Origin of the sequence: Flavobacterium resistens, from assembly GCF_900182645.1 — a bacterium.
In the GTDB taxonomy this organism is placed as follows: Bacteria; Bacteroidota; Bacteroidia; order Flavobacteriales; family Flavobacteriaceae; genus Flavobacterium; species Flavobacterium resistens.
Genome location: NZ_FXTA01000001.1, coordinates 651,098 through 666,386 on the forward strand (window position 1 = coordinate 651,098; position 15,289 = coordinate 666,386).

General features: G+C 33.6%; 13 protein-coding genes. 2 read left to right on the forward strand and 11 right to left on the reverse strand.

From position 1 onward, the window contains the following. Window positions 1–47 precede the first annotated feature (47 nt). The 11 genes from argH to FN795_RS02720 form a co-directional block, all read right to left on the reverse strand. Window positions 48–1,328 carry an argininosuccinate lyase gene (gene argH / locus FN795_RS02670; protein ID WP_142449256.1) on the reverse strand — a complete coding sequence of 427 codons (1,281 nt, stop codon included), beginning with the start codon at window positions 1,326–1,328 and terminating at the stop codon, window positions 48–50. Window positions 1,329–1,459: 131 nt separating this feature from the next. Then, the gene (locus tag FN795_RS02675) at window positions 1,460–2,530 is read right to left on the reverse strand and encodes a M20 family metallo-hydrolase (RefSeq protein WP_142449257.1); all 1,071 of its coding nucleotides are present in this window, start codon (window positions 2,528–2,530) and stop codon (window positions 1,460–1,462) included. Window positions 2,531–2,800: 270 nt separating this feature from the next. Then, window positions 2,801–3,574 (reverse strand): acetylglutamate kinase, encoded by a 774-nt coding sequence (argB, locus tag FN795_RS02680; RefSeq protein WP_142449258.1) that lies wholly within the window; start codon window positions 3,572–3,574, stop codon window positions 2,801–2,803. 98 nt (window positions 3,575–3,672) lie between these two features. Further along, window positions 3,673–4,620, reverse strand: a complete 948-nt coding sequence (locus FN795_RS02685; protein ID WP_142449259.1) for an N-acetylornithine carbamoyltransferase — start codon at window positions 4,618–4,620, stop codon at window positions 3,673–3,675. A 31-nt stretch (window positions 4,621–4,651) separates the two neighbouring features. Continuing rightward, on the reverse strand, window positions 4,652–5,413 hold the full coding sequence (proB, locus tag FN795_RS02690; protein WP_142449260.1) for a glutamate 5-kinase: 762 nt from the start codon (window positions 5,411–5,413) through the stop codon (window positions 4,652–4,654). A 99-nt stretch (window positions 5,414–5,512) separates the two neighbouring features. Continuing rightward, window positions 5,513–6,706 (reverse strand): glutamate-5-semialdehyde dehydrogenase, encoded by a 1,194-nt coding sequence (locus FN795_RS02695; RefSeq protein ID WP_142449261.1) that lies wholly within the window; start codon window positions 6,704–6,706, stop codon window positions 5,513–5,515. 96 nt (window positions 6,707–6,802) lie between these two features. Then, window positions 6,803–7,942: an aspartate aminotransferase family protein gene (locus FN795_RS02700; protein WP_111423420.1), complete on the reverse strand. Its 1,140-nt coding sequence runs from the start codon at window positions 7,940–7,942 to the stop codon at window positions 6,803–6,805. Window positions 7,943–8,093: 151 nt separating this feature from the next. Then, window positions 8,094–9,071 (reverse strand): N-acetyl-gamma-glutamyl-phosphate reductase, encoded by a 978-nt coding sequence (gene argC / locus FN795_RS02705; protein ID WP_142449262.1) that lies wholly within the window; start codon window positions 9,069–9,071, stop codon window positions 8,094–8,096. Continuing rightward, window positions 9,064–10,257 carry an argininosuccinate synthase gene (locus FN795_RS02710; RefSeq protein ID WP_035644876.1) on the reverse strand — a complete coding sequence of 398 codons (1,194 nt, stop codon included), beginning with the start codon at window positions 10,255–10,257 and terminating at the stop codon, window positions 9,064–9,066. Before FN795_RS02710 ends, argC begins: the two co-directional genes overlap by 8 nt. A 54-nt stretch (window positions 10,258–10,311) precedes the next feature. Continuing rightward, a complete protein-coding gene (locus FN795_RS02715; RefSeq protein ID WP_142449263.1) occupies window positions 10,312–10,959 on the reverse strand; it encodes a GNAT family N-acetyltransferase in 648 nt (215 codons plus the stop codon). Between the two features lie 469 nt (window positions 10,960–11,428). After that, window positions 11,429–13,696, reverse strand: a complete 2,268-nt coding sequence (locus FN795_RS02720) for a M1 family metallopeptidase (RefSeq protein ID WP_142449264.1) — start codon at window positions 13,694–13,696, stop codon at window positions 11,429–11,431. 186 nt (window positions 13,697–13,882) lie between these two features. On the opposite strand from FN795_RS02720, the gene FN795_RS02725 reads away from it, so the two are divergent. Next, window positions 13,883–14,734, forward strand: a complete 852-nt coding sequence (locus tag FN795_RS02725) for an aldose 1-epimerase family protein (RefSeq protein WP_142449265.1) — start codon at window positions 13,883–13,885, stop codon at window positions 14,732–14,734. Between the two features lie 5 nt (window positions 14,735–14,739). Further along, a complete protein-coding gene (locus tag FN795_RS02730) occupies window positions 14,740–15,288 on the forward strand; it encodes a GNAT family N-acetyltransferase (protein ID WP_142449266.1) in 549 nt (182 codons plus the stop codon). The last annotated feature ends 1 nt before the right edge of the window (window position 15,289 follow it).

Consider the following 15,289-nt stretch of genomic DNA (forward strand, 5'->3'; position numbering starts at 1 on the left):
GACCTTTTTACTTTTTACAGCTCACTTTTTACATCTAACGAAATGGATTAGAAAGCTGCTTTCATTTTATCTTTTATAGCATCTAGGCAAAGATTGTTAATGCTTCCTTCGTGAGTATGTTTTGTTTCTTTTGGAGATTTATACGTTCCTGCTTCCAATTGTTCTGCAACGGCTTTGTAAGCATCTCTAAACGGCATTCCTTCCACCACCATTTCATTTAAAGTATCTACTGTAAACAGATAATCGTATTTTTTATCTTCTAAAATATGATCTTTAACTGTAATATCTTTTATTGAAAATATTGCAATGTCAAGACAAGCTTTTAGATTTTGAATCGCTGGAAATAAACCTTCTTTTAAAAGCTGTAAATCTCTATGATATCCACTTGGAAGATTATTTGTAATCAAAGTGATTTCGTATGGAAGCGCTTGAATCTTATTGCATTTTCCTCTAATCAATTCGAAAACGTCTGGATTCTTTTTATGAGGCATAATACTTGAACCTGTAGTAAGGTGCGCTGGAAGACCAATAAAATCAAAGTTCTGGCTCATATACAAACAAACATCCATGGCGAATTTTGATAACGTTCCTGCAACGCTTGTCATCGCAAAAGCAACTGTTTTTTCTGCTTTTCCACGGCTCATTTGTGCTGCAACAGCATTGTATTTTAACGTCTCAAAACCTAATTCTTTGGTTGTAAATGTTCTGTTGATTGGAAATGAACTTCCGTAACCTGCAGCTGATCCTAACGGATTTTGATCTACAATTTTTGAAGCTGCGTTCAACATTGTAATATCATCAATTAAACTTTCGGCGTAAGCAGAAAACCACATTCCGAATGAAGATGGCATTGCGATTTGTAAATGCGTATAACCTGGCAATAAAACGTTTTGATGTTTTTCTGCCGATTCCATTAACAAGTCAAACAATGTTTTAACCTGTTCTTTTATCGCTTTTAATTCGTCTTTTAAATACAAATGAACATCTACTAAAACCTGATCGTTACGAGAACGCGCGGTGTGGATTTTCTTTCCTGCATCGCCTAGTTTTACTGTTAGAAGATATTCTATTTTAGAATGCACGTCTTCGAAACTATTTTCGATTTCAAAATTTCCAACTACGATATCTGCAATAATTTCGTTTAAGGCATCAACTAAAGAAGTTGTTTCTTCCTGAGTTAACAAACCAATCTGACCCAACATTTTGGCATGCGCGATTGAACCTAAAGCATCATATTTCGCTAAAACCAAATCTAATTCACGATCGTTTCCAACTGTGAATTGCTCGATTTGTTTATCTGTTGGTATTCCTTTTTCCCAAAGTTTCATAGGTCATGTTTTTTTTCGCCACGAATTCACGAATTATTTTTTCAAATCTTTGCGATTATTTTTTTTCGAATTAATATTTCGTTTAGTATAGTAAAAAAATAATTCGTGAATTCGTGGCGGTTTTTCTTTTCTTATAATTTAAAGAAATCGGTTAGTATTTTGATATACAAGTCGACTCCTTCTTCAATTTCATTTACAAAAATAAATTCGTCTGCTGAATGCGAACGCAACGTTTCTCCAGGTCCTAATTTCAAAGACTGACAGCTTAAAACGGATTGATCTGAAAGCGTTGGTGAACCATACGTTGTTCTTCCCAAAGCAATTCCTGCCTGAACTAAACCGTGTGCAACTGGAATAGACGATGCATTTAAATGCATTGATCTTGGCGTAACTTCGGCATTTACGTTTGCTTTTACAACTTCCAAAATTTCAGCATTTGTATAACGATCTGTTACTCGAATATCTACAACCAAATCACATTCTGACGGAACCACATTATGCTGTTTTCCTGCATTGATTTGTGTTACGGTCATTTTTACAGGACCTAAAACATCTGAGATTTTGTCAAATTTATAGTTTTTAAACCATTCCATTACCGGAATTGATTTGTATAATGCATTATCATCGTTTTGATGTGCGGCGTGGCTTGCAGTTCCTTTTACCTTTACATCTAAAACTAATAAACCTTTTTCGGCAACTGCCAATTGCATTAAAGTTGGTTCTCCAACAATAGCGCAATCTAGTTCTGGCAAGCTTTTTAAAACACTGTTTAATCCATTTTTTCCGCTGCTTTCTTCTTCGGCGGAAGCCACAATTACAATATTATGTGATAAGTTTTGATTCTCATAAAAGTGTACAAATGTTGCCAGTAATGAAACTAAACATCCGCCTGCATCATTACTTCCTAATCCGAATAATTTACCATCTTTTTCAATCGCTTTAAACGGATCGTTGGTGTACGCCTGATTGGGTCTTACAGTATCGTGATGTGAGTTTAGTAAAAGTGTTGGTTTGTTCTCGTCGAAATATTTGTTGAAAGCCCACACATTATTGTTTTCTCTCTTGAAAGGAATCTCATTTTGATTGAACCAATTTTCGATTAAAAGAGCCGTCTGATCTTCTTCACTTGAAAATGAAGGGGTTTCAATAAGACTTTTCAATAAACTAATTGCTTCCTGAGTAAGCGTATCTATACTTTTCATAGGTTTGGTTTCTTTGCCATGATCCCGATAGCTATCGGGGCGAAGTCACAAAGTTTTTAATTAAATCCGTGACATTTTTAATTGGCGCAAATTTCTAAAATTAAATTTTAAAAGTACTGCGCAGCTCTGTTTTTTTGCCACTAATTGCACGAATTTTCACAAATTATCTTTTTGTCAAAGATTTAAAATCAAAATAAACTTTTTAATGTACGTCTAAAATTATTTTCTCTTTTAAAAGAAAAAATTAGAGTCAATTCGTGGCACCATTTTTTATAATGTAATCGTTGTATGCGGAATATCTGAGTTTTGAAGCATTTTATGGTGCCCAATTTTGATTTTCTGTACGCCTCTTGATAAACTATTGAAACAGTTATCCAGTTTTGGAATCATTCCGGAATGAATTACTTTTTCTTCTTTTAGTTTATTGTATAATGTTTCGTTGATTTCTGTTATCACCGATGAATCGTCTTCTGAATCTTGTAAAACACCTTGTTTTTCAAAGCAATATGTTAGTGTAACGTCAAAAACTTCAGATAATGCAATTGATAATTCACTTGCAATTGTATCAGCATTTGTGTTTAGTAATTGTCCATTTTTATCGTGTGTAATCGCGCAGAAAACAGGAACAACTCCAGCTTCTAATAAAGTTGCCAGTAATTTGGTATTCACTTGTTTTACATCTCCTACAAACCCGTAATCGATAGTTGGATGATTTCTTTTTACTGACTGAATTAAATTTCCGTCAGCTCCGGAAAAACCAATTGCATTATTGTCTTTCGACTGTAATTGCGCCACAATATGTTTGTTGATTTGTCCTGCGTAAATCATAACCACAACATCAAGCATTGGAGCATCTGTAATTCGGCGTCCATCAATCATTTGCGGAACCAAACCAATACTTTGCGCCATTTTTGTAGCCGATTTTCCACCGCCGTGAACTAAAACTTTATAACCTTCAATTTTAGAAAAATCGGTTAAGAATTGCTCTAATTCTGCAGGATTGTCAATGATGTTTCCACCTATTTTTATTACTGATACTTTCATTTTTTTAAGGTTCTAAGATGCTAAGGTTCTAACGGACTAAGGTTTTTATTCGTAGTTTCTTAGCATCTTAGAAACTTAGAACCTTAGTACCTCAAAAATTACAATTTCTTCAAAATCTTTTGCAAAACTAATTGTGCCGAGTAAGTTCTATTATTCGCTTGTTCGATTACGATTGAATTTTCTCCGTCTAGAACTTCATCGCTTACAATTACGTTACGACGAACTGGAAGACAGTGCATGAATTTTCCGTTGTTGGTTAAAGCCATTTTTTCAGCTGTTACTGTCCAATTTGGATCACTGTTGGTTACTTTTCCATAATCGTTGAAATTACTCCAGTTTTTAACGTAAACGAAATCGGCGTTTTCAAAAGCTTTGTTTTGATCGTATTCGATTTTACAATCTTTTGTGATTTCTGGACTTAATTCGTAACCTTCTGGATGTGTGATTACAAAATCCATGTCTTTTTGCATTTGCATCATTTCTACGAATGAATTCGCAACTGCTTGTGGCAACGCTTTTGGATGTGGTGCCCAAGAAAGCACTACTTTTGGTTTGTGTTTTGTTTTGTGTTCTTCCATCGTAATCGCATCAGCCAAAGATTGCATTGGATGACGCACAGCGCTTTCCATATTTACAATTGGCACTGTAGCGTATTTTAGAAATCCAGAAATTACAGTTTCCTGATAATCTTTTTCTTTATCAACCAAACCTGCAAAAGCACGGATTGCGATAATATCACAATATTGAGAAACTACTTCTGCAGCTTCTTTAATATGTTCTGAAGCACCTGAATTCATTACTGCTCCATCTTCGAATTCTAATGTCCAGCCTTCGTTGGTAAAATTCATTACCATAACGTTCATTCCTAAGTTTAAAGCTGCTTTTTGAGTACTCAAACGCGTTCTTAAACTTGGATTGAAGAATAACATTCCTAAGGTTTTGTTTTTACCTAATTTTTTATTTTTAAGCGGATCTTTTTTGATCTTTATTGCACTTTTTACCCATTTTGATAATGAGTCGATATCTTTTATTGAAATATAGTTCATGTCTTTTTTATTAATTTAGATAATGTAATAATTAGATTATTTTAGTAAACGGAATTTCGTCTTTTAATGCCCGCAGAATAAAATTATCATTCAATCCATTTACGATCCAGGTTTCAATATTCGCTGCTTTCGCAATTCCTGCTGCTTCTATTTTGGACTGCATTCCTCCTGTTCCGTGTGATGATTTTGATTCGCCGATTTCTTTTTCAAGCGATTTCAAATCATCTACCAATTTGATTGTTTCCGGAACTTCATCATGAATTGAATCTTTCGTATAAATTCCGTTTGTATTGGTAGCAATTATCAGAATATCAACATTTAAAAGAACTGCTGTTAAAGCCGCTAATTTATCATTATCTCCAAACCGAATCTCATCTGTAGCAACAGTATCATTTTCATTAATAATCGGAATGTAATTGTTTTTGACTAATACATTAATGGTATTTACAATGTTCTTTTTAGTCTGTTCTTTTTCGAAATCAGAATAAGAAAGTAAGCACTGCGAAGTATTTAATCCTAAATCCTTAAAATTTTCATTGTAAATCCGCATTAAATGAGGCTGTCCGATGGAGGCCAAAGCCTGTTTTACAAAAACATCTTTATCCTGATTATCCAGCTTCACAAACTGTTTTGCTGCCGCAATTGCTCCCGAACTTACTATGATAAACTCATATTCGTCATTTAAAGTTGCAATCTGTATCCCAAGATCTTCAATCTTTCCCCGCGAAATATGATTGGTTTCTTTGGTTAAAGTATTACTTCCTATTTTTAATAAAATCCTTTTTTTTGCCATTTCTTTTAAAGATACTAAGGTTCTAAGATGCTGAGATTCTAAGTTTTTTCTTTAGAATTTTCTAATTTTCTAATTGCCTCAATTTTCACATTATCTAAATTACCTAATCTGTCCTTCTCCGTACACGTACCATTTGTTCGTTACCAAATGTTGAAGTCCGATTGGTCCTCTTTGATGCAATTTATCTGTACTTATTGCTAATTCTCCGCCAAGACCAAATTGTCCTCCGTCTGTGAATCTTGTTGATGCATTTTGATAAACTGCTGCTGCATCTATCGATTCCATAAACTGTTGTGCGACTTCGCTATCTCTGGTAATAATTGCTGCAGAATGTCCTCCGCAATACTTATTGATCATTTCGATCGCATTTTCCTGAGAATCAATTGTTCCAATTACGATTTTATAATCTAAAAACTCTTCGTACCAAATATCTTCGTTTTGGATTGTTTTGGTATTTTCAAAATTCTCTAAAGATTTATCTACAATAACCTCCACTTTTGCTTCTATTAAAGCTTCAATCAACATTGCTGTGAAACCTTCAAAATTTGGCAGTTTAGAATCGATTAGAACTTTATCCAAAGAATTACAAGCCGAAATTTTAGCTGTTTTGGCATTCAAAATCACTTTTAACGCTAAATCTGTATCTGCTTTTTCATGAACGTAAACAAAATTATTCCCGCGTCCGCTTACAATTACCGGACAAGTTGCATGCGCTTTTACAAACTCAATTAGCTTTTCGCCGCCTCTCGGAACAATTAAATCGACTTTTTGAGTTGGTTTTTCTAAAAATGCCTGAGTTTCTGTTCTGTTGTAATTCAGATATTCCACCCAATCTTTTGAAACTCCGTTTTCTTCTAAAGCTTTATGCCAAAGACTTACGATTTTTAAGTTTGATTTTAGAGATTCCTTTCCTCCTTTTAATAAAATCTTATTTCCGGATTTAAAAGCGATTCCTCCTGCTTCAATTGTAACATCTGGGCGAGATTCATAAATAATTAAAATCGTTCCGAAAGCGGCTGTTTTATTTATAACTTTTATTCCATTATCATGAGTAAAATGAAAACGCTCTACTCCAACTGGATCTTCCTGAGAAGCCAATTGGTTTAATGATAAAATCATCTCATCGACTTTTTTATCATCTACTTTCAGGCGTTCTTCCATCGCTAAATCTGAGCCATCGTAATCAGCGAGATCTTCCTGATTAGTTAGGATTATCTCATTCCGCTCCTGCTCGACCAGCTTTGCCATGGACCGCAAAACCGCATTTCGTTTTTCAATTGATAATGGAGTCATAGTTTCAAGTGGGTTGGTTGTTTTTTGGTTGTTTCTTTTTATAGAAACTTATTAATACCTAACAGGTTTTGGAGACCTGTTAGAATAATTGTGTGTTTAGTTTTTTAATTCTTCTAAACTTTCTTTTAAAGCTTTTACAAACGTATCAATATCAGCTTTTTTTACAGTTAAAGGCGGTAAAATTCTTAACAGATTTTTATTGTTGGCGCTTCCTGTAAAAATGTGTTTTTCGATGATTAATTTCTTTCTTAAAGCCGCTACATCAAAATCAAATTCTACTCCAAGCATTAATCCTTTTCCTTTTACTTGTTTGATTCCTTCTACTTCTTTGATTTTTTCTAAGAAATATTCATAAACTTCGTTTACATTTTTCTGTAAATCAAGTTTTTCAATTACATCTAAAACTGCAATTCCTGCTGCACAAGACAAATGGCTTCCGCCGAAAGTTGTTCCTAATAATCCGAAACTTGCTTCGAATTTTGGAGAAATCAAAATCGCTCCAACCGGAAAACCGTTCCCCATTCCTTTTGCTACAGAGATAATATCAGCATTAATTCCGTGATGTTGGAAAGCGAAGAATTTCCCGCTTCTTCCGTATCCTGATTGTACTTCGTCTAAAATCAAAACCACATCGTGTTTTTTACATGCTTTTTCTAAAGCCTGGAAAAATTCTGTTGTTCCTTGGTCTAATCCTCCAACACCCTGAATTCCTTCTATAATTACTGCTGTAACATCACCTTTTGCTAGTTCAGCTTCAACTAATTCGATTTGGTTTAAGGGTAAAAAAGTAACTACTTGCTGTGCGTTAATCGGCGCAACAATTTTTTTATTATCAGTAACAGCAACAGCTGCAGAAGTTCTTCCGTGAAAGGAATTATCAAAAGCTACAACTCTAGATTTTCCGTTATGGAAAGAAGCTAATTTCAAAGCATTTTCGTTTGCTTCAGCTCCAGAACTGCATAAAAACAATTCGTAATCTTCAAGACCAGAAAGTTTTCCTAATTTCTGAGCCAATTCAACCTGCAAAGGATTCTGAATGGCATTCGAATAAAAACCTAAATTATCGATCTGATTTTTCAATTTTGCTACATAATCCGGTTGCGTGTGTCCGATAGAAATCACACCATGTCCGCTGTATAAATCTAAATATTCTACTCCTTTGTCGTCAATAATTGTACAATCTACTGCTTTTACTGGAGTTATGTCGTATAATGGGTAAACGTTGAATAAGTTCATTTGTGTTTTGTTTATTTTGTTTCATGTTTCATGTTTCAAGTTACTCACTGGACGTGAAAACTAAAACTTCAAACCTTAAAACTAGTTATGTTTCTTCGTATCTATTTCAAGTAACGAACAGAACTTGAAACTTTAAACTTGAAACTAAAAATTAAAATCCGCTTGGTTTCAAATGTAAACCTGTGGCTTCTTCTAAACCGAACATTAAATTCATGTTTTGAATTGCTTGTCCCGAAGCACCTTTGGTTAAGTTATCGATAATTGATGTTATGAGAACCCGGTTTCCTTTTTTCAATAAACTGATGATACATTTATTCGTTTGCACCACTTGTTTCATGTTGATGTTTGTTGTGGTAACGGTTACGAAAGGTTCGTTTTTATAAAACTCTTCATATTTAGCGACCAATTGTTCCAAACTATCATCGCATAATGTATATAAGGTTGCAAAAATTCCTCTTGGAAAATCTCCTCTATTTGGAATAAAAAGCAATTCGCTGTCAAAATCATCTTGCAATTGAACTAAACTTTCTCCAATTTCTCCTAAATGTTGGTGTTCAAAAGCTTTGTAATGCGACATATTGTTGTTTCTCCAACTGAAATGAGAAGTTTCAGAAAGACTTACTCCTGCTCCTGTGCTTCCTGTTGTAGCATTAATATGTACATCATTATTCAACAAATTATGTTCGGCTAAAGGCAATAAAGCCAACTGAATAGCTGTTGCAAAACAACCTGGATTTGCGATATAATTTGCTTTTTTGATTTCGGCTTTATTGATTTCAGGCAATCCGTAAATAAAGTCTTTCCCTTCAAAATGCGCATCTTTATTCAGTCTGAAATCATTTCCTAAATCAATGATTTTAGTATGACTTGCGAACTGATTTTCTTTCAAAAATGAAATTGATTTTCCGTGACCTAAACACAAGAAAACAACATTTACATCAGGATTTATGACATCAGTAAAATTCATTTCGATATCTCCCATCAAATCTTGGTGCGCTATAGAAAGCGGTTTTCCAGCATTTGTAGTACTGTAAACAAAATCAATGTTTACTTTTGGGTGATACATTAAAATTCTGATGAGTTCTCCAGCTGTGTAGCCTGAACCACCAATAATTCCGACATTAATCATGATCTAATTGATTTACAGATGAAAATATGTTTTGTGCATTTCCAAGAATTTTGATAAATCCTTTTGCATCGTCAGATGTCCATGCATTGTTCATTTCTCCGTATTGACCAAAACCTGTGTTCATCAAATCATTTTTAGATTCGATTCCGTCAAGTGAGAAATGGTATGGTTTTAATGAAACTGTTACCGTTCCATTTACTGTTTTTTGTGTGTCTTGCAAGAAAGTTTCAATATTTCTCATAACAGGATCTAAAAACTGACCTTCATGGAATAACATTCCGTACCAGTTTCCTAATTGCTCTTTCCAATATTGTTGCCATTTTCCAAGAGTATGTTTCTCTAATAAATGGTGAGCTTTGATAATAATTAACGGAGCAGCAGCTTCAAAACCAACTCTTCCTTTGATTCCGATAATAGTATCTCCAACGTGAATATCTCTACCAATTGCGTAAGCATTGGCCAATTTTTCAAGTTTTACGATATTTTTTTCAGGAACATCTTTCTTTCCATTTAATGCAACCAATTCTCCTTGTTCAAAATGAAGTGTTACTTTTTCTTCTCCTTCTTTTTGCAATTGCGAAGGATAAGCTTCACTTGGCAATGGCTGGCTTGAAGTTAAAGTTTCTTTTCCTCCAACACTTGTTCCCCAAAGTCCTTTATTGATAGAATATTGTGCTTTTTCCCAAGAATAATGAACTCCGTTTTGAGCCAAATAATCAACTTCTTCTTGTCTTGACAATTTTAAATCTCTAATTGGCGTAATGATTTCGATTTCCGGAGCGATTGTCTGGAAAATCAAATCGAAACGAATTTGATCATTTCCAGCACCTGTACTTCCGTGTGCGATCGCGCTTGCTCCCACTTTTTTAGCATATTTAATTGCTTCAATTGCCTGAAAAACACGCTCTGCACTTACTGATAACGGATAAGTATTGTTTTTTAATACATTTCCGAAAATCAAATATTTTATAGCTTTATCATAATATTTGTCTACGATAGTAAGATTTGCGTGTTGTGCACTTCCCAATTCGTAAGCTCTTTTTTCAATGGCTGATAATTCTTCTGCGTCGAATCCTCCTGTGTCAACAAGTACAGTATGAACTTCGTATCCTTTTTCATTTTTTAAATATTTCAAACAATACGAGGTATCTAATCCTCCGCTATAAGCTAATACTACTTTTTTCATTTTTTATAATTTTGGCTAATACTTTCGTATTTAGCAGTTTGAGATTTCTTTTAATTAAATTTTGAGTAAAAAAACAAACGACAATAATTTATTTAAAAATAAAGCCTGTTTAATTTTTTTAAGTCTGCTTAATACAGCCTCGTTAAAAGGATGTCTAGGCGGTGTTTTTTGTTTTTCTTTTGGATCGTATAACATTCCAGTACAAAGACACATTTTGTTTTCTTTGCTTTGTAAAATCGGGAAGTTTGTACAGGTTTTACAGCCGGCCCAGAAACTTGGATCGGTTGTAAGTTCTGAGAAAGGAACTGGTTTATAACCTAAATCAGAATTGATTTTCATTACAGCCAAACCAGTTGTTATTCCAAATATTTTAGCATCTGGATATCTCTGCAAAGAATAATCAAAAACTTTAGATTTTATTTTTTTTGCCAATCCTAAACTTCTATAGTCAGGATGTACAATTAACCCCGAATGTGCCACGAATTTTCCGTGTTGCCAGCTTTCGATATAACAAAAACCTGCAAATTTCCCGTCTGCCAGAGCAATCATCGCATCACCATTCGACATTTTTTTCTGAATATACTCAGGAGTTCTTTTAGCAATCCCCGTACCTCTTAACAAGGCAGATGATTCTATCGTATCGCATATTTCTTGTGCGAATTTGAAGTGTTCTTCCTGGGTAACAACAATAGAGATCTTCATTTCAATAATTGAAGTTAGAGTTAAAAATTAAAGCATATTGTTTAGCTTGAAATCCAGAATTGAATCCAATAAAATTAAGCAAAATAGAAGTAATACCCTCAAAATCAAAAACTTGATTAAGAAAATTTGCAAAATAATAAATACTTTTAGGATATGTTTGTCCAATGGACAAATTATGTGATTTCAAAATGAAAAATGGATATGAATAAATATACGGCTATAAAACTCAGTGAACACTATAGAGATAGCGTCCGTACTTCGGGAGAAGTAATCGGTGAGTTTGTCCGTGACAAAGAAGTTATATGTAAACTTATTTTATTCATCGGTGCAAAAGTACATTAATTTTTTATTTAGAAAACAAAAAATCAAAATTCTAACATTTTTTTTACGTTTTGTGAATATACAGAAAAACAAAACCCGATAGTTACTGATAACTATCGGGTTTTAAATGATTTAAAATGTTTACTTTTTAATTTTTAGTAAAAGGAATTGCTTTTCCATCAGACAAAATCATATCAACAGCAGTTTTAGTTTCATTAAATTTAAACTTCACACCTGCTCTTTTTGATTCAAATGCATCTTTTTCTCCAGCTACAGCTTTCACTGAGAATTTCGGATAATTAGTCAATTCTGCATATAAAGCACTGTTTTTCTCTGTAAACTCAATTTTTATAGGCGCTTTAGATGTAGAATAATTTCCTAAATAACCATCTAAAATAACATCTTGTTCTACTTTGCCTTTTCCTGCAGTCCAAACATTATTTGATTCATTGAAATCAGGAAACGCGTGATCCGGATCTAAAGTAATACTCTCTATTTCTTCAGTAGAATTATGCTTGAAAGACCAGTCATTATTGCGTTGCCAAATTTCTACAGGCAAATTAACTCTGGTTACTTTCCCGCTTTTTGTTTTAACATCTAAAATAATTGGCATTGGCATTTTCTCAAAATTTTCTACCGTAATAATTACACCTTTTGCAGGATCATTTTTTACATATTTAATCGAATTTACACCTTGGTCAAATCTCCAATTATTTACATACCAACTTCTCCAGAACCAACTTAAGTCTTCACCTGCAACATTTTCCATTGACCTGAAAAAATCATCTGGTTGAGGATGTTTAAAAGCCCAACGCTGAATATAAGTTCTAAAAGCAGTATCAAAACGCTCTTTTCCTAAAACTTGCTCTCTTAAAAGAATCAAACCTGCACTTGGTTTAAAATAACACAACATACCAATATTTGCTTCCTTCATATTATCAGGAGAACTCATAATAGTTTCTAAATCCGGACGCGTAAAAGATTCTGCTTCTTCATGCAAATCTGTTGGTTTTTCTTTGTATTCGCCGTTATTGAATGCTGCTGTACTCAATGAGTTAATAAAAGTATTAAATCCTTCATCCATCCAAGCGAATAATCTTTCGTTTGAACCAACAATCATTGGAAACCAAATATGACCAAATTCGTGGTCTGTAACTCCCCATAAATCTTGTCCTTTTGATTTCCATCCACAGAACACAATTCCAGGATATTCCATTCCTCCTTCGTTTCCTGCCACATTTGTAGCGACCGGATAAGGATACTCAAACCATTGTTTTGAATAATGTTCAATTGCTCCTTTTACATATTCACTTGAGCGTCCATAAGCGTCGTTTCCATTACTTTCAACAGGATAAGCTGATAATGCTAAAGCCTTTTTACCACTTGGCAAATTGATTTTTGCTCCATCAAGAATAAAAGCTGGAGATGAAGCCCAAGAAAAATCACGAGCATTTTTAATTTTATAATGCCATGTTTTCTCTGTTCCTGCATTTGTTTTTGCTGTCGAATTTACTTCATCTGCAGTACGGATCATAACCGTTTTATCGCTTTGAGAAGCATCTTTGTAACGTTTTAATTGTTCAGCTGAAAAAACTTCCTGACCATTCAATAACTCGCCAGAAGCAACAACATAATGATTTCCGGGAACAGTAAGCTTTACGTCAAAATCTCCATATTCTAAATAAAATTCAGAAGCTCCTAAATATGGTGCTGTATTCCAGCCACGTACATCATCATACACACACATACGTGGGTACCATTGTGCAATTGTGAAGATTTTTCCGTTTTTAGTTTCTAAAACCCCCATTCTGTCTGATCCTTCAAAAGGAGCAATGAAAGAGAATTCAATTTTGATTTTTACAGAACCTCCTTTTGCAGCCAATTCCTGTGGAAGGAAAATCTGCATTCTGGTATCTGTAACAATGTATTTTGCCTCAACTTCTACAGCATTTTTCCCTGATGAAACTACTTTTACAGATTTAATTTTATTTCCTCCGTCAAAAACCTGTCCTTGGGCTCCGTTACGGCTTCCAGACAACGGAACGACTGAATTTCCTCTAGAATCATCTTTAAATAAATTCTGATCTAAATTCAACCAAAGAAATCCTAATTTATCAGGACTATTGTTCGTATATGTAATTTGATCTGTACCTACAATTTCATTTGTTGTAGCATTTAATTTTGCCGTTATCTGGTAATCGGCTCTGTTTTGCCAATATTCTACACCAGGCTGACCACTGGCTGTGCGTGTAGATGTTCCGTTTTTAGTGTAAAAATGCGGGGCAAAGGCATCATGGTAATTATAATTATTTACTGGATTTGTTGCTGTCCCTGAAGGTGTTTGTTGCGCCCAGGAACAAGAAATCCCAAAAAATAAAGCCGCGGTTAAAATGGCTTTTGCAGATTGCTTCTTCATATTTTTTAGCTGTTTATGTAGCAAATTAATGAAAAAAAAAGCTATTTACAGAGAAATAATCAAGCTTAAATTTAATTTTAGCAAAATTTTATAAATAAAATAAATTGAGCGATTTTCCTTAAAAAATAAAAATTATTCAAATACCTTTACATTTACATAAAAATAAACCTTTTCAATATTACTATTTTGACGACAACTATATCAAATTCAATATTAACAGCTTCAATTAAGCATGCCGGAGCCGAATTATTTTCATTAAAAAACAATCAAAACAAGGAATATATTTGGGAAGGAAACCCTGATTTTTGGGGTAAACACTCACCTGTTCTTTTTCCGATTGTTGGCACATTGAAAAACAACTCTTATACAATTAATGAAAATGAATATCATTTGCCAAGACATGGTTTTGCGAGAGATATGGAATTTGAATTAATTGAAAAAACTGGAAATAGTGCTGTTTTTTCTTTAAAATCAAATAATGATACCTTAAAAAAATATCCTTTTGAGTTCGAATTACAGCTTATTTACACATTAGAAGGCACTTCTCTAAAAATCGAATATATTGTAATTAATACAGGAGATAATAAAATGCCCTTTTCAATTGGAGCTCATCCTGCAATTTCGCTTCCTGAAAATTTTGAAAACTATTCTTTTAAATTTGAAAAAGAAGAGCCTTTAAAATATAATCTTCTTGAAAATGATTTGATTTCGAATAAAACCGAAATTTTAAAAACGACCGGAAATTTAGTACCGTTGAATTATAAACTTTTCGAAAATGATGCGCTTGTTTTCAAAACGCTAGAATCAAATTCGTTGACTATTCTTGAAAATTCAAAGCCTTATGTTCAGGTGGATTTTGAGGATTTTCCAAGTTTAGGAATCTGGACCAAAGACCAAGCACCATTTGTATGCATTGAACCTTGGTTTGGTTATTCTGACACTGCAAACAATTCAGGCGATTTGTTTAAAAAAGAAGGGATTATTGTTTTAGACGATGATCAAACTTTTCATTCTCAATTTAGTATTAAAATCTTATAAATAAAATGTTAGAATTTAACTTTCATCCATTTCCAATAATTGAAACTGATCGTTTGCTTTTGAGAAGAATAACAAACGATGATGTCAATGAAGTTTTTGAATTGCGTTCGAATCCAGAAACTATGAAATATATTCCTCGACCGTTGGTTAAAAACAATGAAGACGCATTGGCGCATATTGCCATGATTGATGAAAAAATCGAAACAAATATTGGAATCAATTGGGGAATTACATTAAAAGGCAACTCAAAACTTCTGGGAATCATTGGCTATTACAGAATGCAACCTGAAAATTACCGCGCCGAAATTGGCTATATGCTTTTGCCTGAATTTCATGGAAAAGGAATCATCCCCGAAGCTGTAAACCGATTAATAGCTTACGGTTTTAACGATATGAAACTGCATTCAATTGAAGCAGTTATTGACCCTGAAAACCAAGCTTCGGAAAAAGTCCTGCAAAAATGCGGATTTGTTAAAGAAGCACATTTCAAAGAATCCGAATTTTATGAAGGGCGATTTTTAGACAAAGTAATTTACTCATTATTAGAACGATAGT